At 55.0% G+C, this 17,924-nt stretch carries 15 protein-coding genes and 1 pseudogene; 8 read left to right on the top strand and 8 right to left on the bottom strand.

Annotated elements, in window-relative coordinates; genetic code table 11:
- Nucleotides 1-9 precede the first annotated feature (9 nt).
- Nucleotides 10-600, top strand: coding sequence for an SIS domain-containing protein (locus ACT3RU_RS11110; protein ID WP_087109801.1), 591 nt, complete (start codon nucleotides 10-12; stop codon nucleotides 598-600).
- Between the two features lie 219 nt (nucleotides 601-819).
- Here the strand turns inward: ACT3RU_RS11110 and modC are convergent, their stop codons facing one another.
- The 3 genes from modC to modA are packed head-to-tail and all read right to left on the bottom strand — an operon-like array spanning nucleotide 820 to nucleotide 3,405.
- Nucleotides 820-1,932, bottom strand: coding sequence for a molybdenum ABC transporter ATP-binding protein (gene modC, locus ACT3RU_RS11105; protein ID WP_192527443.1), 1,113 nt, complete (start codon nucleotides 1,930-1,932; stop codon nucleotides 820-822).
- Nucleotides 1,925-2,623: a molybdate ABC transporter permease subunit gene (gene modB, locus ACT3RU_RS11100; protein ID WP_087109797.1), complete on the bottom strand. Its 699-nt coding sequence runs from the start codon at nucleotides 2,621-2,623 to the stop codon at nucleotides 1,925-1,927. Before modB ends, modC begins: the two co-directional genes overlap by 8 nt.
- A complete protein-coding gene (modA, locus tag ACT3RU_RS11095) occupies nucleotides 2,620-3,405 on the bottom strand; it encodes a molybdate ABC transporter substrate-binding protein (protein WP_192527444.1) in 786 nt (261 codons plus the stop codon). The genes modB and modA overlap by 4 nt, the downstream gene beginning before the upstream one ends.
- Nucleotides 3,406-3,631: 226 nt before the next feature.
- Here modA and ACT3RU_RS11090 point away from each other — a divergent pair, with 226 nt between their 5' ends.
- Nucleotides 3,632-4,042 carry a DUF1090 domain-containing protein gene (locus ACT3RU_RS11090; RefSeq protein ID WP_192527445.1) on the top strand — a complete coding sequence of 137 codons (411 nt, stop codon included), beginning with the start codon at nucleotides 3,632-3,634 and terminating at the stop codon, nucleotides 4,040-4,042.
- Between the two features lie 71 nt (nucleotides 4,043-4,113).
- On the opposite strand, the gene ACT3RU_RS11085 is transcribed toward ACT3RU_RS11090, so the two are convergent.
- Entirely contained in the window at nucleotides 4,114-4,842 is a 729-nt protein-coding gene (locus tag ACT3RU_RS11085) for a CDP-alcohol phosphatidyltransferase family protein (protein WP_192527446.1), read from the bottom strand.
- 307 nt (nucleotides 4,843-5,149) lie between these two features.
- On the opposite strand from ACT3RU_RS11085, the gene ACT3RU_RS11080 reads away from it, so the two are divergent.
- From ACT3RU_RS11080 to ACT3RU_RS11065, 4 genes and pseudogenes are all read left to right on the top strand, one after another.
- Nucleotides 5,150-6,139: a zinc-dependent alcohol dehydrogenase gene (locus ACT3RU_RS11080; protein ID WP_192527447.1), complete on the top strand. Its 990-nt coding sequence runs from the start codon at nucleotides 5,150-5,152 to the stop codon at nucleotides 6,137-6,139.
- A 28-nt stretch (nucleotides 6,140-6,167) separates the two neighbouring features.
- Nucleotides 6,168-6,566 carry a 6-pyruvoyl trahydropterin synthase family protein gene (locus tag ACT3RU_RS11075; protein ID WP_192527448.1) on the top strand — a complete coding sequence of 133 codons (399 nt, stop codon included), beginning with the start codon at nucleotides 6,168-6,170 and terminating at the stop codon, nucleotides 6,564-6,566.
- Nucleotides 6,563-8,488 (top strand): glycosyltransferase, encoded by a 1,926-nt coding sequence (locus ACT3RU_RS11070; protein WP_192527449.1) that lies wholly within the window; start codon nucleotides 6,563-6,565, stop codon nucleotides 8,486-8,488. The genes ACT3RU_RS11075 and ACT3RU_RS11070 overlap by 4 nt, the downstream gene beginning before the upstream one ends.
- Nucleotides 8,489-8,492: 4 nt before the next feature.
- A pseudogene (locus ACT3RU_RS11065) lies at nucleotides 8,493-9,356 on the top strand (lysylphosphatidylglycerol synthase transmembrane domain-containing protein); the annotation flags it as partial.
- A gap of 63 nt (nucleotides 9,357-9,419) precedes the next feature.
- Here ACT3RU_RS11065 and ACT3RU_RS11060 read toward each other — a convergent pair.
- Nucleotides 9,420-10,292, bottom strand: a complete 873-nt coding sequence (locus tag ACT3RU_RS11060; RefSeq protein WP_140398988.1) for a RibD family protein — start codon at nucleotides 10,290-10,292, stop codon at nucleotides 9,420-9,422.
- 97 nt (nucleotides 10,293-10,389) lie between these two features.
- Between ACT3RU_RS11060 and ribA the strand changes: the two genes are divergently transcribed.
- Nucleotides 10,390-11,496, top strand: a complete 1,107-nt coding sequence (ribA, locus tag ACT3RU_RS11055; RefSeq protein ID WP_192527450.1) for a GTP cyclohydrolase II RibA — start codon at nucleotides 10,390-10,392, stop codon at nucleotides 11,494-11,496.
- 38 nt (nucleotides 11,497-11,534) lie between these two features.
- On the opposite strand, the gene ACT3RU_RS11050 is transcribed toward ribA, so the two are convergent.
- From ACT3RU_RS11050 to ACT3RU_RS11040, 3 genes are all read right to left on the bottom strand, one after another.
- The gene (locus ACT3RU_RS11050; RefSeq protein WP_192527451.1) at nucleotides 11,535-12,302 is read right to left on the bottom strand and encodes a creatininase family protein; all 768 of its coding nucleotides are present in this window, start codon (nucleotides 12,300-12,302) and stop codon (nucleotides 11,535-11,537) included.
- A 358-nt stretch (nucleotides 12,303-12,660) separates the two neighbouring features.
- Nucleotides 12,661-14,643, bottom strand: coding sequence for a glucans biosynthesis glucosyltransferase MdoH (gene mdoH, locus ACT3RU_RS11045; protein WP_192527452.1), 1,983 nt, complete (start codon nucleotides 14,641-14,643; stop codon nucleotides 12,661-12,663).
- Nucleotides 14,636-16,177 carry an OpgD/OpgG family glucan biosynthesis protein gene (locus tag ACT3RU_RS11040; RefSeq protein WP_192527453.1) on the bottom strand — a complete coding sequence of 514 codons (1,542 nt, stop codon included), beginning with the start codon at nucleotides 16,175-16,177 and terminating at the stop codon, nucleotides 14,636-14,638. Before ACT3RU_RS11040 ends, mdoH begins: the two co-directional genes overlap by 8 nt.
- A 154-nt stretch (nucleotides 16,178-16,331) precedes the next feature.
- On the opposite strand from ACT3RU_RS11040, the gene ACT3RU_RS11035 reads away from it, so the two are divergent.
- Nucleotides 16,332-17,906, top strand: coding sequence for an alkaline phosphatase family protein (locus tag ACT3RU_RS11035; RefSeq protein WP_192527454.1), 1,575 nt, complete (start codon nucleotides 16,332-16,334; stop codon nucleotides 17,904-17,906).
- Nucleotides 17,907-17,924 lie beyond the last annotated feature (18 nt).

Below are 17,924 nucleotides of genomic sequence, written 5' to 3'. Positions count from 1 at the left end.
GAGAAAACCATGTCCATTCAGCACATTCAGTTCAGCCTGCGTGAAGCACATACTGCCCTTGAGAATCTCTTATCCAATCAAGCGGCATTGGCGACTATTGAGCAGGCCGCAGGCATTTTGATTGATACCTTTGAGAGAAAAGGACGCGTTTACTCGTGTGGTAATGGTGGCTCGATGTGCGATGCCATGCACTTTGCTGAAGAGCTAACGGGGCGTTACCGGAAAGATCGAGCAGCACTGGGTGCCGCAGCTATTAGTGACCCCGGCCACATGAGCTGTGTGGGTAACGACCTCGGCTATGAACAGGTGTTTTCACGCTACGTTGAAGCGCATGGTCGATCAGGCGACTGCTTGTTGGCGCTTAGCACCAGCGGTACCAGCAAGAATGTTGTAGCGGCCGCGCATACTGCTAAAGAGCAGGGGCTTAAGGTGATTATTTTATCCGGTAAACGAAGCCCTGAGCTTGAGGCACTCAGTGATGTGTATATTTGCACGCCAGCAGGTGATTTTGCCGACCGGGTTCAGGAGCTTCATATCAAAATATTACATATTCTGATTGAGCTTATTGAGCGGCACTTTTTTCCGGCTAACTACGTATAAGAGACGTTATTAGCGAGGGTGCTTATATCAGCTAAAAAACGCCGTATGGTCAGCAAGTACCCCAAAACCGATCCCGCTCAGCACAATTACCGAAAGATAGAAGCTAAGTAGTTAAAAAATAAATTTTATTTCAGTAAAATAGTATAGCTTTGGCTAACTATCACTGCATGGGGTGAGTTAGCCGCAAAAGCCTATAAGGTAAATGCGGGCCTGGCCCAGTTAACATGCCGTAAACGACACGCTGCGAATGAGTGCCGTGACCTGCATGCCTTTTGCTAACCCCATCTCATCCCATGATTTACGCGTTAGCCGGGCTCGTAAGAAAAAACGGCCGATGCTTAAACGCAGCTCCACTGTGTAAGGCGCTTCAGGGAGGGTGATGAAATCAGTGATGGTGGCGCTGAGCTGGTTGCGATAACTGGTGTTGGCCGGTGGGGTAAGCGCTAGGGCAATATCCCGGGCCAGAATACGTACCCGTAAGTGGCTGCCAATCGGCGCTGAAGTACCAGGCAGTACCAGCTGATAATTGTCATCAAGCGCTAAATGGGTAAGGCCATACGCGGTTTCATGGGCGACTACTTCGCCTTGCAGTAGCGAGGCCGCATCAAATCCCCCCAGTTCATGGGTTAGATCAAAGCGCTGGAGCAGGGCGCCTAGTTTGTCGCTGGCGCGAACCTGTCCGGCTTTCATTACCACCAAGTGATCGGCAATCGCCGTGATCTCTTCGGCATCATGGCTAACGTAGATCACCGGAATATCCACCTGCTGGGTGAGCCGGGTGATGTAGCGCAGCAGCTCCTCTTTGCGCGCGCCATCAAGCCCGGTAAGCGGCTCATCCATGAGGAGTAGTTGGGGCTCGCTCAGTAGCGCTCGGCCAATTGCCACACGGCGAGCTTCACCACCTGAAAGCGTGCCGGGCATGCGCTCCAGCAAGGCTTCGATACCCAATAGCTCCACTATCTCAGCAAAGCGCTGCGCGGCCGGCTTACGCATGCCGTAGGTTAAATTGCCACGCACGCGGTAGTGCGGAAACAGGCGCGCTTCTTGAAACACAACGCCAATACGCCGACGGTGCGGCGGTACGAAGATGCCTTGCCGAGTATCCAGCAAGGTCTGCTCGCCCAGTGTTATGACGCCCTGTTTTGGCCTTTCAAGCCCGGCTATCAGCCTAAGCAGGCTGGTTTTTCCGCTGCCGGAGGGGCCAAAAAAGCCGCTTACGCCTGTCGCGGGCAGGTTGAGTGCAACTGAAAGATGAAAATCCCCCAATTGCTGTTCAACCTGCAGTTTGAGTCGTGGGTCGCTGGCCTGAGGAGTAGTCGTTACGTTAGCCATCGCGTTCCTGTAGGCGTTGTCGAGTGCGTCGGGCCAGCCACTCAGAAGCAATCAGCGAAACCAGCGCAATGGCAATGGCAATTAAGCATAGTCGCGCGGCGGCGGATTCCTGGCCGGGGGATTGAATCAGGGTGTAAAGCGCCAGTGGCAGGGTGCGGGTTTCTCCAGGAATGTTGGAGGCAAAGGTAATCGTTGCGCCAAACTCGGAAAGCGCCCGGGCAAAGGCGAGTACCGTGCCGGTTAGCAGGCCAGGCACGGCGAGCGGCAGTGTAATAGTGGTAAATACCCGCCATCGGCTAGCGCCCAGCGTGCTGGCAGCGGCCTCAAGCTTGGGATCAACTGCCTCAAGCGAGAGCCTGAGGGCGCGCACCAGCAGCGGAAATGCCATTACGCCGCTGGCGACCGCAGCGCCTTGCCAGGTAAACGGCAGCGATACTCCCAGTGTGCTATACAGCCATTGGCCAATAACGCCTTGTCTACCCAGCGTCACCAGCAATAAATAGCCGACTACTACAGGCGGTAACACCAGTGGCAGGTGAATCAAGCCATCTACCACCGCTTTACCGCGAAACTCAAAGCGCGCCAGCCACCAGGCTACCGCAATACCCGGCGGTAGAATCCAGGCGATGGCGGCCAGCCCGATTAAAAGGCTCAGGCGGATAACTTCCCACTCAGCAGGCGAAAGGCTCACCGGGCATCCATACCTGTATCAAATCCGTACTGTGCAAAGATGCTCAGTGCTTCTTCGCTCTCAAGCCATTGGCGTAAAGCAACCGCTGCATCGTTCTGCTCGGCGTTGATCAAGGCAATCGGGTAGGTGATAGGCGCATGCGTTTCAGGCGGGAAAAGCCCCAATACTCTTACTTGTTGGCTGGCTAATGCGTCGGTTTGATACACAACACCCGCAGGCGTTTCCTGGCGTTCCACCAGTGTAAGGGCTGCGCGTACGTCGTTGCCACGCGCAAGCCTTGGGAGTAGTTCCTCCCATTCTCCTAGCGCTTCAAGCGCCTGTTGGGTGTAGATGCCTGCCGGCACATGGTCCGGGTCGCCGACCGAGAGTCGATCCCGCTCACCCAGCAGTGTGGCGATGCGGGCGTCTTCGCCTGGTGTAAAGTGCTCGGGCAAGTCAGGGCTCGCTGAAACCAGCGCCAAGCGGTTGTGCAGTAAACTACTGCGCTTTTGAACATTAATGTCTTGGGCTTCCAGCCAGTCCATCCACTCAACGTTTGCTGAAATAAACAGCGCCGCTGGGCTACCGTTGGCAATTTGGCGGGCAAGGGTGGAGGAGGACGCATAGATGGGCGTTACGGTCACGTCGTGCTGCGCTTCATAGGCCGCGATAGCTTCGTTAAGCGCATCGGTAAGCGAGGCTGCCGCCGCCACTTGAACATTTGCCGCTGCATAACTTGCGGTAGGTATAACCATCATGAGCAGGGCGGCTATCAAGAGGCGGTAAATGGCGAGATTGATCATACTGTTACGGTCCTTGTGCGCATCTTCTTGATGGTTAATGTAACGCTTTTATCGTGATCTAATCCAGGAGACGGTATCCAACATTGGCCATACGCACGGGTGGTGTGCCCTTGGTCATTGCGTCAGCAACGTTTAAACTGAGTAACAACCGCGAACTGCCTGGCATTTTGTGTATCTAACCCTCGATGAGTCAGTATTTATCAAATGAGCTGTTATAGGGAAAAACATGAAAAAAAACATGATTCAGGCAGGTGTTGTTGCCTTATTGACAGGTATGTTGTTACCACCGGTCGCTACTGCCGCCGATGATTTATGTGAAAGCAAGGCAGCCAATGTTCGTGAGCAGTTAGCGCATGCGCAGGCTCAGGGTAATCAGCATCGAGAAGAAGGCCTGCAGCGCGCATTAGATGCGATTGACGATAACTGCACGAATGAAAGTGTATTAAATGATGCAACGGATGAAGTAAAAGAGAGCCTTGCAGAGGTTCAAGAGCGCCAAGCGGAATTTGAAGAGGCGCTCAATGAGGGGGAAGAAGATGACATTGAAAAAAGGCGCGTTAAGCTGGAAGAGGCAACGCTTGAGCTAGAACGCCATACCGAAGAATTGAATACGTTACAGCAGCAAATTAGCGAGTAAATCATTGGGCGCTATGCCAAGCATAGCGCCCATCAGTAGCAGGGTAAGTAACGTGCAGGCCATTAAAGTGCTTAGCGTCGGCGCTGTTGATAAAGCCACCAGGTGTCGATGCCAAAGGAGTAGGCAAGTGAGAGTAGCGCGCTAAACGCCAACAGGCTCGCAACGAGCGTGGGCGTCAGTGGGGTGAGCGCCAATAGCAGGGCGGATACTTGCCAAACGCACACCACTTTACGGCGTATGCTGGCAAATAAAGGGGCTGAAAGCCACGTAAAGTGCCAGCTAGCCACCACAAATAAATAGCGCATAACGCCAATCAAAAGCACCCACAGCCCTAACGATTCAAGTTGAATTAACCCCACACAGAGCAACAGGATAAGCAGCGCATCCAGCTCCATATCAAAACGAGCGCCAAACGTGCTATAGCTCTGCGTTTTTCTGGCTATCCAGCCGTCCACGCCATCCAGCATCAGCGCGGTGGTCGCGGTAACAAGCCATAGCCAAATGGAATGAGTGAATACATTGTCGGCCAGCGCCCCCGCCACCAGCGCGACTAATACGGCGCGCAGTAACGTTATTCTGTTGGCCCAGCCAAGTGCGCCACCCGACCAGAAAATCAATACGAAAAGGCTAATAAACGCATACGTGCCAAACGCTAGCCCCCAGTTCAAAGCCGTTACCGTCAATGTGGGTAGCAGGCTGCCCAACCCCAGCAATAGCAAACTGCCCACCGCTAGTTCGCTGGCGCTGTAGAGGCGGCTCGATAAAAGATGGCTAGAAGCGAGCGTGGTAATTCGAACCATTGTGTCTCGCAAAGCGGATACCCCGCCCGCAGTCAATTGATGGGTGAGCCTGTTTTATATATACGCTTCTTGTACGTGGCTCTGCGGTTGTCTACCCCATTAATCATAGCGTATTGATGTCCCTGAAAAGTACCTACGCACATTTTTAACCGTTCTTAAACGAAATTGGCGCTCGCATTCATCGACCTGTGCCTTTTCTGGGCTAAGCTTTAAGGTACGCCACAAAAATTTCATACGTTGGCCATGCCAGATTAACGGTAGAGGCGCCCAACTGATTGGATGAAAACGCGAATAATAGGGAAATGTCATGTCGGCGAACGATACGGCCACTGCCTTCTGGGTAACGCGCCCAAGGGTCGGCGAGCTTAAAAAAGAGGCGCTTACCAGCGTAGGGGAGGAAGACGTACGAGTACGTGCCCTGTTCAGTGGCGTTAGCCGTGGCACTGAGTCGCTGGTATTCAATGCCCGCGTACCCGAAAGCGAAGTGGAACGTATGCAGGCCCCTTTTCAGGCAGGTAGTTTTCCCGCGCCGGTCAAGTATGGCTACTGTAGTGTCGGCGTTATTGAGCAAGGGCCTGCGCACCTGCTTAACAAAACGGTATTTTGTCTCTATCCCCATCAGGATCGCTATGTCGTTCCTGCTTCCGCCGTATTACCTATTCCTGACAATATACCGGCACAGCGCGCCGTGCTGGCCGCCAACATGGAGACGGCCATTAATGGCGTTTGGGACGCCGAACTTATGCTTGGAGAGCACGTCAGTGTTATCGGGGCCGGTGTTGTAGGCGCCCTGGTGGCTTACCTGTGTTCACAGATCCCCGGTGTGAGCGTCACGCTTATTGATATTAACCCGAAGCGCCAGGCGCTTGCCGCGCGTTTAGGCCTTGCCTTTTGTGCCCCCGAACAAGCGCCCGATAATCAGGACTGCATCATTCATGCCAGCGGCCACCCCGAAGGCTTACGCCAAGCGCTAAACCAGGTAGGCAACGAAGGCCGAATTATCGAAATGAGCTGGTTTGGCGAAGGGGAGGTAAGTATCCCCCTAGGCGGCGCGTTTCATTCACAGCGCCTTAGCCTGCGCGCCAGCCAGGTGGGCCAGCTACCTGCTAAATTGCGCCCGCGCTGGGGCTTCCAGCGCCGTTTAATGTTGGCCTTGAGCCTGTTAAACGATAGCCGATTAGACGCACTGATTAGTGGCGAGAGCGACTTTGACGCCTTTCCCCAGCTTGCTCCCGAACTTTTTTCTGCGGGCAGTGATGTGTTATGTCACCGCCTTCGTTATCCCTCTCGCGTTTAATCACGACTACTGACTATCAGGAGCGTTTATGTACCGTCTATGTGTTCGTGATCACTTTATGATTGCGCATAGCTTTAAAGGTGACATTTTTGGTCCTGCCCAGCGCACGCATGGGGCAACATATGTTGTTGATGTGGTCTTTCAGCGCCCGGAGCTTGATGAGGACGGACTAGTGATTGATATCGGCCTTGCCAGTGAAACGCTCAAAGAGGTGTTGTCGCACCTGAACTATCGCAATCTGGATGACGAAGAAGCCTTTAAGGGTAAAAACACCTCAACCGAGTTTATGGCCAGCGTTATCTTCAGCCGTTTGGCCGATGCCATCGGCGAAGGCCGAATGGGAAAAGCCGCGCAAGGCATCGCTCGTATGGAAGTCAAACTGCATGAGTCGCATATTGCCTGGGCAAGCTATGAAGGCGATCTATGAGTGAACCACTGACGTTTATTATCGCGGGGGCGCTTGATCAGCGCACCGGCGGCTATATCTACGATGCACGCATTGTCGAAGCGCTGCGTCAGGAAGGGCGCACCGTCGATGTCATCAGCTTATCAGGCCGCTTCCCTAATGCTGACCAGGAGGCTGCCGAGCAATTGGCTACGGCACTAAACAATTTGCCCGAGGCTACGGACGTTGTGATCGATGGTCTCGCCATGGGGATGTTACCGGACATCATTGTTCAGCAGGCCAAGCGGTTGATGATGACGGCACTGGTGCATCATCCGCTGGGTGATGAGCAAGGGCTAAGCGAGTCCGAGCAGCAGCAATTTCATCAGTCCGAGATGACGGCGCTTGCCGCAGTCTCACAAATAATCGTGACCAGTCGGTTTACTGAGCGCCGGTTGAAGGTGTTGGCAAACCACTACGCCATGCCTATAGCGGCTACCATTAGTGTTGTCGAGCCAGGGGTGGATGTTGTCCCAATGAACGCCGCCCCAATACCTGGCGAGCCGTTACGGTTTGTGTGTGTGGCAACGCTTGTTCCGCGTAAGGGGCAGGATGTATTGGTCCAGGCGTTGGCGGGATTAAACCAGAAAAACTGGCAGTGTGACTGTTATGGCGGCGCACGTGATGCGGCGTTTGCCGAGCGGGTAGAGCAGTTGATTGAAGCGCATGGGCTTGCGTCTTGTGTGCAGTTGCACGGCGAGTGCGACGCGGCGACCTTAACCCAAGCGTATAAAAGCGCGCATGCCCTGGTACTGCCTTCCTGGTACGAGGGCTATGGCATGGTGGTCACCGAGGCGCTGGCGCGAGGCCTGCCTGTCATTACCACGACCGGTGGCGCTCTTGATGAAACCTTGCCGGAAGGCGCAGGCCTTAAAGTAACACCTGGGGATGTAAAGGCACTGACACAAGCACTGAGCCGTTTTTGCGATGACCCCGAGCTGCGTGCGTCGCTTAAAGCCGGTGCAGAAGCGGTACGTGAAACGCTTAGCGATTGGCAGCATGCCGGTGCTGCGTTTGCTAAAGCGCTGAACCCGGCTCCCTCTTTTCATAATGGCAGCCAGTTTGAGGCCGATTGGCTCACGCTACGTGAAGAGGCGGACGTTACGTTTAGAAGCCAGCAGCTCCCTCAAAAAGCCGCTATATGGTTAAACGAACGCACTCAGACGCCGAGGCTGGTCGATTTAGGGGCAGGTAGAGGAAGCAATATGCGTTTCCTAATGCCTTTTCTACCGCCCCCGCAGCACTGGACGCTCATTGACCATGACGCTGAACTACTCAACGACGCCCGCGACAGCATCGGCAAGCTGGAAAATGCCCAGGCTGGCATTCGGGTAGAAACGCTCTGTACGTCGCTTGATTCGCTTGTTCATGTGCCTCTGCAGGATGCGGATCTGATAACCGCATCGGCACTGCTGGATCTTGTGTCTCAAGATTGGATCGAAACGCTCGTAACGCACTGTCAGGCACGTGACCAGGCACTTTTAATGGCCCTTAGCGTGACCGGAGAGTGGGGCTTTACCGATGCCGATGATGAACCGTTGTCCGATGATGATGACCACTGGCTACAGGCGCTGTTTATGGCGCATCAGCATCGCGACAAAGGATTAGGTGATGCCTTGGGCGGGCAGGCTCACGAGACGCTGGTTAATGCGCTTGAACAAGCGAATTATCAGGTTGAACAGGTTGCTACCCCTTGGCTGTTGAGTTCGGCTAACCGTTTACATCGGCCTTTAATGACGGCGCTCATTAATGGCTGGGCGGAAGCGGCGACAGAACAGGCACCAGAGGCCGCTACTCGCATTGGTGAGTGGCGTGAGCGACGTACACACTCGGTGGCTTCCGGTGAGGTGGGCATTTGGGTGGGGCATTGTGACCTGCTAGCAACGCCAGAAAAAAGGGCGTAGCCCGATGAACATGCAGCGGATATGGCGCTCTCCTTGGGTTCAACGCGGGCTAATGAGTGCTGGCTTGCTGGGGGCGATCGCGTTATTTGTAGAGCCCCGTGACATCATGGGTCAGGTACAGCGCTTATCGTTGGGCTGGGTCGTTGTGGCGCTGCTGATTAGCGTGGTTCAAATTATGCTCAGTGCGTGGCGATGGCAGTTGACGGCCAACCGAGTGGGGGCTCCGCTGCGGTTTAGCTATGCATTGCGGGAGTACTATCTTGCTTTGTTAGTGAATCAGATATTGCCTGGTGGCATTTTAGGCGATGCTGGCCGCGCTCATCGGCACGCTCAACAAGCAGGCTCACGGGGTAGCGCATGGCGGGCGGTAATTATCGAGCGCACCTCTGGGCAGGTGGCTGTGGTGGGTTTAACCATTGTGGCCTTGTTACTTTCCCCGCTATGGCACGCCGTGCTTGGCTGGCCGGTTAGCCTCACTATTATTGGAGGGCTGTGCCTTGCAGGCGTGGCCGTGTGGCAAGGGGTAGTACGCTTGCCTTCATCACGGTTACCGGCGTGGTGTCATTCGATGGGAGTGGATATCAAGCGAGGCCTTTTTAGCCCCGGGGTGTGGCACCTACAGCTGGTATCTTCGCTCGTTATTGTCATGAGCTATGGGATAGTCATGGTCTGTGCGGCGCGTGCAATTGGCGTCGAGCTTGCGGCGTCGCAAATTTTGGCATTGGCGCCGGTGCTTCTATTCGCCATGTTAATTCCGCTGTCCGTTGCCGGGTGGGGGCTGCGTGAAGGGGCCGCCGTGGCCACTTGGGCGCTGGTGGGGCTGCCCACTGCTCAAGGGGTTGCGGTATCCCTTGCTTATGGCGTGCTAGTACTGCTTTCAAGCCTGCCGGGCATTTGGGTAGCACTGGATAAACGTCATCGCTCCCAGCCGTCAGGTGAAGGTGGCGGCTCTCAGCAACACGTCAAACAGCGTATCGTCTCCACAGCGAAATGTTCGCATCGCCGGGCGCAGAGCACTTCCAAGCGTCTCGATAGGCGTCATCTGAAGCCCCGGCCTGCCCGAGCCGATCAGCAGTGGGGCGACCAGAAGATGCAGGCGATCGATAACATTTGCTTCAATAAACCGGGAGACCGTTATGCCGCCCCCCTCCACCAGAATGCGCTTCAAACCACACTGATTAAGCAGCGTGATCACATCATTTGGGGCAAACTGCCCCTGCGCATTAAGCGGCAGTACACGGCGCTGAGCCCGCGAATTGGTCGGCAGCGGTGCATCCGGCCCCACGATGTGCAGCGTGGGCGCCGAGTCGGTGTGGAACAGCTTAATGCCTGCGGGCACACGGCCGCGTGGATCAAGTACTACCCGCGTGGGATGCGTGCCGGTGACATGGCGCACTGTCAATTGGGGGTTGTCAGCACTGACCGTACCGGCGCCGACGATAACGGCATCCACCAAAGCCCGAAGACGGTGCAGGTGAACCAGGCTCTCATGGCCGTTGACGTAGTGCGAGTGGCCGCTCTCCGTCGCAATACGCCCATCCAGGCTTTGCCCCAACTGGGCAATCACCCAGTGGGGGCGGCTTGCCAGCGGCACCAGGCAGTCCAGCAGGTCAGTGGCCGCCGGTGTTATAGCGTTCTGACTGTGCCAGTTGCCCTCAGCGTCGAGCCGCAATGGCGCCTCGGTTGTTTGGCCTTCACATATTGCCAGCAGCCACGCCCACGCCGTGTCTATATCCAGCGACGCCTTCTTCTCCAACAATGTTTTAGGACCAGAGCAGCCACTATGGTGATGAGTGTCGGACATAACGCCTCCACGCTGAGAAAACAGTCTTATCTTGCGGGGCCGTATAGTTCAACGCAAGCGTACGCTACCCGCTGCACCAGGCAATTAGGAGGCCTGTATGTATCATATTGAACGCGCTATTTTCGATATTCGCCGTGGACTGCCGGTTGTGCTTAACACGGGGGAAAAGCGTCTGCTGGTACAGGCATTAGAGGGCATTGAGTCGGTCGATATGCTGGCCAAACTCGCAGGGACGCGACCATCTCTGGTATTAACGCGCCATCGTCTGGAGGCGATGGGCATGTCACTAACGGCGGAGGCAGCCTGTTTGCCCTTGGTTGAGCATGTGAACGAAGATGATTTGCAGGCGCTCGCGGTGGTTCAAACGGCAAGTCGACCCGCACATTCCTTATTAAGTGGCCTTAAACCCGCAGGACCTGGTGAGCGTGGCGCGGTTGCACTCATGCGCCGTGCTTTGCTAATTCCAGCCGCGCTATGTGCCGATGTGAGTGACCAGGCGGCTGAATCGGTGGCGCAGGAAATTGCTCAAGGCAAGCTGTTGGAAGTTGATTCGAGAGACGCTGCAAAGTGCCTGGCCGGTGCACCGGGTATGCTGAAACGGGTGAGCGAAGCCAGGATTCCGCTGGAAGACGCTGCTGAAAGTCGCTTTGTGCTGTTCCGCGAGCCGGACGGGCTACGCGAGCATGTGGCGGTAGTGATCGGACAGCCTGAAACGCTGGAAGGGGCGGTTCCTTTACGCCTGCATTCTGCATGCCTGACCGGCGATTTATTTGGCAGCCTGCGCTGCGATTGCGGTGAGCAGTTGCGTAATGCCGTGGCGGGCATTCAGGCCATGGGGGGAGGTGTACTACTTTACCTGGCTCAAGAGGGGCGGGGCATTGGGCTTGCCAATAAGTTGCGCGCGTATACTCTGCAAGATGGTGGCCTGGATACCATGGATGCTGACCAGGTGCTGGGGTTTGGTGACGACGAGCGCCAGTACGCCGTGGCGGTGGACATGCTTAATGCGCTGAAGATCTCTCAAGTGCAGCTACTGACGAATAATCCATTGAAGATCGCTGCCCTGCGTGAAGGCGGGATTGAGGTGGTATCGCGTCAAGCACTTTATGGGAGCGTCACCGACCAGAATCATCGCTACCTGAGCGCAAAAGCCAATCGAGCCGGCCATCTTTTCGGCGACGTATTAGGCCGACATGGGCGCTAACGCACCAGACCATTGCGGGTAGTAAGTAATTAACACGCTTAAAAAGCAGGCAGCCGAGCCGTTTCCGTGATCACGGTTGCCAGGTGTTCAGCGTAATGTTGTACCAGACGCTCGCCCAATGCCGACGTGGCTTGGCGGGCATCACCGGCCACGCCGTGCTGGCTTAAGTCCTCGGCGAGCCAGGCAAACGCGGCGGCCCCTTCCGGGCCTACCAGTCGGCAATTTTCTAACGCGCCGAGCGGGGCAGCCTGATAGTTGTCCAGGTTGACGGTTGTTGGCGCCAGGTATTGCATCATGGCGGTTTCAAGCAGTCCGCCGTGTAATCCATAACGCAGCTCCTGAGCATCAATCGCACCTTCAAGCGGTGGTAGCCGCGTATACGTCGCTTTAACGACGCGCATATTAAACTGCTGGCGTAGGGTGAGTGCGGCCAGGTCCATAATGGCTTTATTGCCGCCATGGCTGTTGATGAGTACCAGCCGGTTGATACCCGCCTGAGCGACGCATTTACCATACGCTTCAAGCGTGGCAATCGCGAGCGACGCAGGAAGGCTAAGCGTGCCAGAGAAATTAGCGTGCTCGTCGCTTGCGCCCACCGCAAGAGAGGGCAAGCAAACGACCTCTAGAGCGGGGTCAAGAACGCTCAGCATAGCAGCCTGCAGCCCTTCGCCAATAATAAGGTCCGTGCCTAACGGTAGGTGTGTGCCGTGCTGCTCAATCGCGCCCAGCACTAAAACGGCGACAGGATCGCGCTCGGCGACCGCCGCTAACTCGGGAGCGCTAAGCGCTTGCCAATCGTAAATCATAAATCCTGAATCCTTGGCGTAAGCTCCTTGTAACGGAGCTTGGTATGGAGGGTGTGATAACCGGTCCTGATGAACGTTTTAGTAAACATGTTTTAGTAAACGCGTTTTGGTAAACATGTTTTGGTAACCATAGCGCGCCTGCGCTTGAAACCACACCGCTGTTGGCAGGTTAGGTCGAAAATTAACGTTTGAAAAGCTGCAACACGTCATCACCCACTACGGGTACGCGCCAGTAGGGGATGCTCCACTCGGCAGGCATACAGGTCGCCCGAGGGCAGGCCATCTGCACCTGCAGCGAACCACAGGCTGCGTTAAACCAGCATCGAGCTGCTTAGCCGATGTGCTAGCTGGCCAAGCATTAATGGGGCTCCTTCGTCTGGGTAGCCGGGGACGACAGCGCCTGGATGCTGAACTGGTTTAGCGACTGAGGTGGCATCTCGCCAGACAATTCAGAAGGCAGCGCATTAAGAACATACGGGGACCCATCGGCCATGGCAGGCAAGGTTGAACTGTCACGCGACATAAGGGCGTTAAATTCATCCAGCAAAGGTGGGCTCAAACTCGTGCTAGGCGTTTGCAGCAGCCCTAAGCGCTGATTGATAACGCCACCCCACGTGCTGCTACTGGAGTACTTGATGATCGGCACAGCTAACAGCAGGCCCAGCCATACCGGCGATAGCCATCCAAAGGCTGAGGCGGAAAACAGCATGACAGCTCCCGCCCAGGCAAGGCCACATAACGTCATCCAGCCAGCATGCTGCCACACTTCTCCCCATGGTAAAGAGCGCTCGCCTCGGGGTTGGGTTTGCCACTCAATAGAGCGTCCTAGCAGCACGGTGATAATAAACAGGCTGTGCCATGCCATCATCAAGGGAGCAATCAACGCGGCAAAGAGTATTTCCAATACCATGCTGGCGAATAGCTTAAGCCTGCCACCAAAAGCATGAGGACACTGTCCGAGTGCTAGTAAAAACCCCAGAAACTTGGGTGCCAGCAGCATCCCCAGGGTAACAGTCAGTAGCCCTACTGATAATGATTTGGACAGCATCTGCTCTGTCGGCTCATCAATCGCCTGGTAGCCGACCAGGAGGCTCGTACACAACAGCAAAGCGAGCCACACAAGCGATGATAAATAGGCAAAGGCGCCGAAGAAAAAATGTAGCCGACTGATTGGGTGAAAGCCCGCGCCCGTTAGCAAACGTAGATGCTGTAAATTTCCTTGCAGCCAACGACGATCACGCTTGGCAAAGTCGAGCATATTGCTGGGCATGGCCTCAAAGCTGTTATGCGAGGCGCTGGCATACGGGTCATGGCGTGAAACGGCGGTGGTGGCCGTGGTATCAAGAAGTACCTGCCAGCCACTTCTTTTTAACAGTGCGGCTTCAACGAAATCGTGGCTAAGAATTTCCCCGCCAAGCGGCGGTTTGCCGGGAATGGTAGGCAAGCCTGCGCTGGCCATAAAGGCGCGCGTGCGCACAATGGCGTTATGCCCCCAGTAGTTGGCAGCATCGCCTTGCCAGAAGCTTTGGCCTGCGGCCAGCATCGGGCTGTAAAGTGCAGAGGCAAACTGCGTGAAAAGGCCAAACAGCGTGCGTTGGCCAACTGGAATCGGAACGGTTTGAATCAAGCCGACACCGGGCTCGCGCTGCATACGGTGAACAAGCGTTAACAGCGTCTCGCCACTCATCAGGCTATCCGCATCCAGAACCACCATATAGTCGTAGCGGCGTCCCCAGCGGCAGCAAAAATCGGCAATATTACCTGCCTTACGCTCATGGTTGTTCTCTCGGCGACGGTAGTGAACCGCCAATTGGCCGGCAAGGCGCTGCTGAAGTGCTGCCACGTGGGCGGCCTCTTCCTGGGCTTTGTTGAGGTCCTGCGTATCACTCAGAATAAAGACGTCGAAGTGTTCGCTTAAGAGCGTCTCAGGACGGTTCGAGGAGGTGTGTGCCTGCTCAATTAGCGAGCGACAGGTCGCTTCGAGGCCTGCAATAGTGGGGATGGGAGGTTCTGCATAAATCGGCATGACCAGCGCTGTTTTACTCACCAGTAAATTGCCGTTAGGCGAAAGCGGCACTTGCCGACGCAGGCTTAAGGGATCTAGCCGCAGGGCGCACACAATAAAACCGAACACAGCGCCCCAAAACGCCAAGGCGATCCAGCTAAACGTTAGTGCAAACAGTACCAACATGGTGATTTGCCAGCCTATTTCCAAAAAGGAAATAACCTTGAACATCACCACACAGCCAGCAATGCTGGAACTGATGACGAGCACGGTCAGCAATGCGCGACGAAAGGCCAACCACGGAATCAACGGGGTAAGTTCAATAGATTTACGCATCGGGATACCACACATAGTTCCAGGTTTCGCTAATGGGCTGGTTGTTGAGCATTAAACGCAGGCGGATATCACTTGGTTCAGTTGTCGGCGGAACTCGAAAGCTGGCGCGCCACATGTTATCGGGGAGCGACATAACATGGGGCTGCGTGACGTTGCCGGTTTGGGTGCTAATGTCGAGCTTGACGGGTTGGTCTGGGGCAATGTCGTCAAGCGCACCGCCTTGAAAATCGACAACAAACTGGCGCTCTAATGTAGCGCCTTCACTGGCGCTCCCCTCAATGGTGGCCTTGCCATGACGGGTGCGAATGACTCGGCCTACGTCGTGGTCCTGGGCATCATTGAGTGTGTGGGTATGATAGTGAAGGTGGCGTGAGTCCCCAGCGTTAAGCGGCTCATCGTCGACCCAATAGGCAACAATATTGTCGTGGGTTTCATCCGGAGTGGGTATTTCTACTAGTTCAACATGACCTGCGCCCCATGCATCAATAGGCGCTACCCATTGGCTGGGCCGTTGATGGTAATGCGCTTCCATATCCAAATAGCGGCTAAAGTCACGCTCACGCTGCATCAGCCCAAAACCGTGGGGGGCGTTATCCACAAAGCTTGAAATATGTGTCTCTTGAGGGTTGCTGAGCGGGCGCCAAATCCATTCACCAGCGCCTGTATGTATCAATAATCCGTCAGAGTCGTGTACCTGCGGCCGAAAATCATCAAACCTTTCATGGCTAGACTCGCTAAACGTGTACATGCTGGTAAGCGGGGCTATACCTAGCTTGGCGACATCGTGACGGGCAAATAGCTCGGCTTCTACCTCGGCATTGGTTTGCTCACCAGGACGCAGTGTTATTCGGTAAGCACCGCTTAACGATGGACTGTCGAGCAGCGCGAGCAGCGTGATTTCATCGGCATCTTCGCCTGGCTTATATAGCCAAAACTCCCGAAAGGCTGGAAACTCTTCCTTTTCAGATGACGCTGTGTCGATCGCTAATCCTCGCGTTGATAATCCGTAGGTTTGGTCCTGGCCCACCAAACGGAAATAGCTGGCGCCTAAAAAGACCGCGAACTCATCCGCGTAATCGTCATTGTTGAGGGGATAGTGCAGCCGAAATCCGGCATGGCCACTGCCGGTTAAATCCTGCTCAAGAAGCGCCTCAGCATTGTCATCGTACTGAAAATCATCGCTGGAGAAGGGCAGCGGAGTAACGTCATCGCCCTCAATGATATTCAGCGTGATAGGCGTTTGAAAAATAAATCCGCTATGAAATAACTGTAAATTGAAGGGGCTTTCATCACGCCAGTAGGCCTGGTCGGGCGAAAAGCGGATTTGTCGATAGGTGTCGTAATCAATCTCTTTTAGGGCCGAGGGTAGTGATTCTTCAGGCGCTTGATACGCCTGTTCAGCAAGCTGTTTAGCCTGCTCAATGACCGCATTGAAATGGTCATCTGTGTGGGCACTGGCTGGCAATGCCGTAAAGCAGCCAAGCAGTAATATCCACTTTCCGATCTCCGGGCTCTTCAACGTCGTACAGCGCATAGGCGAGTTCCTTTCGACGGCTGACTAAAACAGGGTGAGCTAACATCACTATCAGCATGTTTGAACAAATTTTGTACACTAAATCCTTTATGCACACCGTTCATTTAACGTATGGTCGTTAACATGGCTATGCTGAGAGAACCAAGAGCATGCTATGTTGCGACTATTTATAGGTGCTTTCGCTCTTAATATCCTCCTTGTTGCGCCTTTATGGTGGCACGTTGGCACGCTAGGCCAACCGCTTATCGCTTGGGAGGCGTGGGTCATCGTGCCGCTCATGTTATTGCTCCCCGTTGGCTATGGTCGCCGCGTTCTTGGCGTGGCCATAGCGGGTTGGGTGGTGTTAGTCACCGCTGCTAACCTGGGTAATGCCACCACTTATACGGCATTTGGACGCCCGCTTAACGTATATTTAGACCTGCCTTTGTTGCGCTCAATCTTTCACTTGTTAGTAGGTAATGTAGGCCAAATATGGGCATTTTGCGCGATGCTTGCAGGCGCAGCTGGGCTAATGGGCATTTTGTGGGGGCTTCTTTACGTGCTGCTTCCGGCGCTTTCCTGGGGGCTGGATCGCTTTAAGGGAAAAGTGGCGCTAGGTGTTTTACTTTTGGCCGCGGGCCTGGCCATCGCGGATAATGTTGGCAAGCCATTATCTCGTCTCTCCACACTGCCCGCCGTGGAGTCAACGCGTTTTCAGTGGCAGCAAATACGCGTGACCCATCAGGCACAGCTGGACTTCGCTGAGCAGCTTGATTCGGTGTCGCTTGAAGCCCAGCCGTTGCCAGGCCTTGAAGAGGTCAACGTGCTTGTCGCCTTCGTTGAATCTTATGGCGTGTCCGCGCTCAATGATGTTCGCTATAGCGATATATTGTTGCCGACGCTGGCAGCCATGGAGCACCGCTTGGCAGCGCAAAATCTTCACGTGGTGTCGGGGTTGCTGCAAGCGCCTATCCGGGGAGGACAATCCTGGCTGGCACATGCCACGTTACTCAGCGGTCGCTGGATTGATAATCAGCTTTGGTACCGGCTGATGCTTAACAGTGAAAACGCAACGCTCATTGATGACTTTAAGGCAACCGGGCAACAGACGTTGAGTATTATGCCCGCGATTACGCTTGCCTGGCCGGAAGGTGAAGCGTATGGCTTTGACACTATCGTTGCCGCTAAAGATATCGATTATGCAGGCCCCGCATTACATTGGGTCACGATGCCTGACCAGTTCACGCTTGATTATACGCAGCGCCATTTGCTGGGTAATACGCCCGTATTTGCTCAAATGGCGCTGATTTCAAGCCATGCCCCCTGGACGCCTATTTTGCCGGTGATTGATGACTGGGAAACGATAGGCGATGGCGCTATTTTTGCGCCTTGGGAGCACGCTGGTGACCCACCGGAGGTGGTCTGGCAGGATGTTGAGCGGATACGAGACCATTACGCTTGGTCTGTCGACTACGCTGTAGAGGTGATCGGACGTTGGGCGGAGCGCGTGGTAGACGATAAAACGTTGCTGATTGTGCTTGGCGATCATCAGCCAGCACCGCTTATTACCGGTGACGATGCCAGTGCGGCAGTGCCGGTGCATATTATTAGCGGTGACCCAGCGTTATTGGCGCCTTTTCGCACGTATGGATTTGTGGAGGGCACGCTGCCGTCATTGGATAACCCTGAAAAGGCTGCGCGAATGAGCCAGCTTCGCCACTGGTTACGGGAAGCATTTGGCAGCTGGTAACGCTTTGCCTACAAGGAC

The organism is Halomonas sp. TP35 (genome assembly GCF_052375975.1).
Lineage (GTDB): Bacteria > Pseudomonadota > Gammaproteobacteria > Pseudomonadales > Halomonadaceae > Vreelandella > Vreelandella citrativorans.
The sequence above is the reverse complement of the archived record's forward strand: the minus strand, read 5'-3'. Positions and strand labels throughout refer to the sequence as shown.

What these genes read in the sequence shown, in the direction of transcription:
- modC (WP_192527443.1), bottom strand. Translation starts at nt 1,932, where the DNA reads ATGGCTAACGTAACGACTACTCCTCAGGCCAGCGACCCACGACTCAAA.
- ACT3RU_RS11110 (WP_087109801.1), top strand. Translation starts at nt 10, where the DNA reads ATGTCCATTCAGCACATTCAGTTCAGCCTGCGTGAAGCACATACTGCC.
- mdoH (WP_192527452.1), bottom strand. Translation starts at nt 14,643, where the DNA reads ATGCGTAAATCTATTGAACTTACCCCGTTGATTCCGTGGTTGGCCTTT.
- ACT3RU_RS11090 (WP_192527445.1), top strand. Translation starts at nt 3,632, where the DNA reads ATGAAAAAAAACATGATTCAGGCAGGTGTTGTTGCCTTATTGACAGGT.
- ACT3RU_RS11035 (WP_192527454.1), top strand. Translation starts at nt 16,332, where the DNA reads ATGTTGCGACTATTTATAGGTGCTTTCGCTCTTAATATCCTCCTTGTT.
- ACT3RU_RS11075 (WP_192527448.1), top strand. Translation starts at nt 6,168, where the DNA reads ATGTACCGTCTATGTGTTCGTGATCACTTTATGATTGCGCATAGCTTT.
- ACT3RU_RS11060 (WP_140398988.1), bottom strand. Translation starts at nt 10,292, where the DNA reads ATGTCCGACACTCATCACCATAGTGGCTGCTCTGGTCCTAAAACATTG.
- ACT3RU_RS11040 (WP_192527453.1), bottom strand. Translation starts at nt 16,177, where the DNA reads ATGCGCTGTACGACGTTGAAGAGCCCGGAGATCGGAAAGTGGATATTA.
- ACT3RU_RS11080 (WP_192527447.1), top strand. Translation starts at nt 5,150, where the DNA reads ATGTCGGCGAACGATACGGCCACTGCCTTCTGGGTAACGCGCCCAAGG.
- modA (WP_192527444.1), bottom strand. Translation starts at nt 3,405, where the DNA reads ATGATCAATCTCGCCATTTACCGCCTCTTGATAGCCGCCCTGCTCATG.
- ribA (WP_192527450.1), top strand. Translation starts at nt 10,390, where the DNA reads ATGTATCATATTGAACGCGCTATTTTCGATATTCGCCGTGGACTGCCG.
- ACT3RU_RS11085 (WP_192527446.1), bottom strand. Translation starts at nt 4,842, where the DNA reads ATGGTTCGAATTACCACGCTCGCTTCTAGCCATCTTTTATCGAGCCGC.
- ACT3RU_RS11050 (WP_192527451.1), bottom strand. Translation starts at nt 12,302, where the DNA reads ATGATTTACGATTGGCAAGCGCTTAGCGCTCCCGAGTTAGCGGCGGTC.
- ACT3RU_RS11070 (WP_192527449.1), top strand. Translation starts at nt 6,563, where the DNA reads ATGAGTGAACCACTGACGTTTATTATCGCGGGGGCGCTTGATCAGCGC.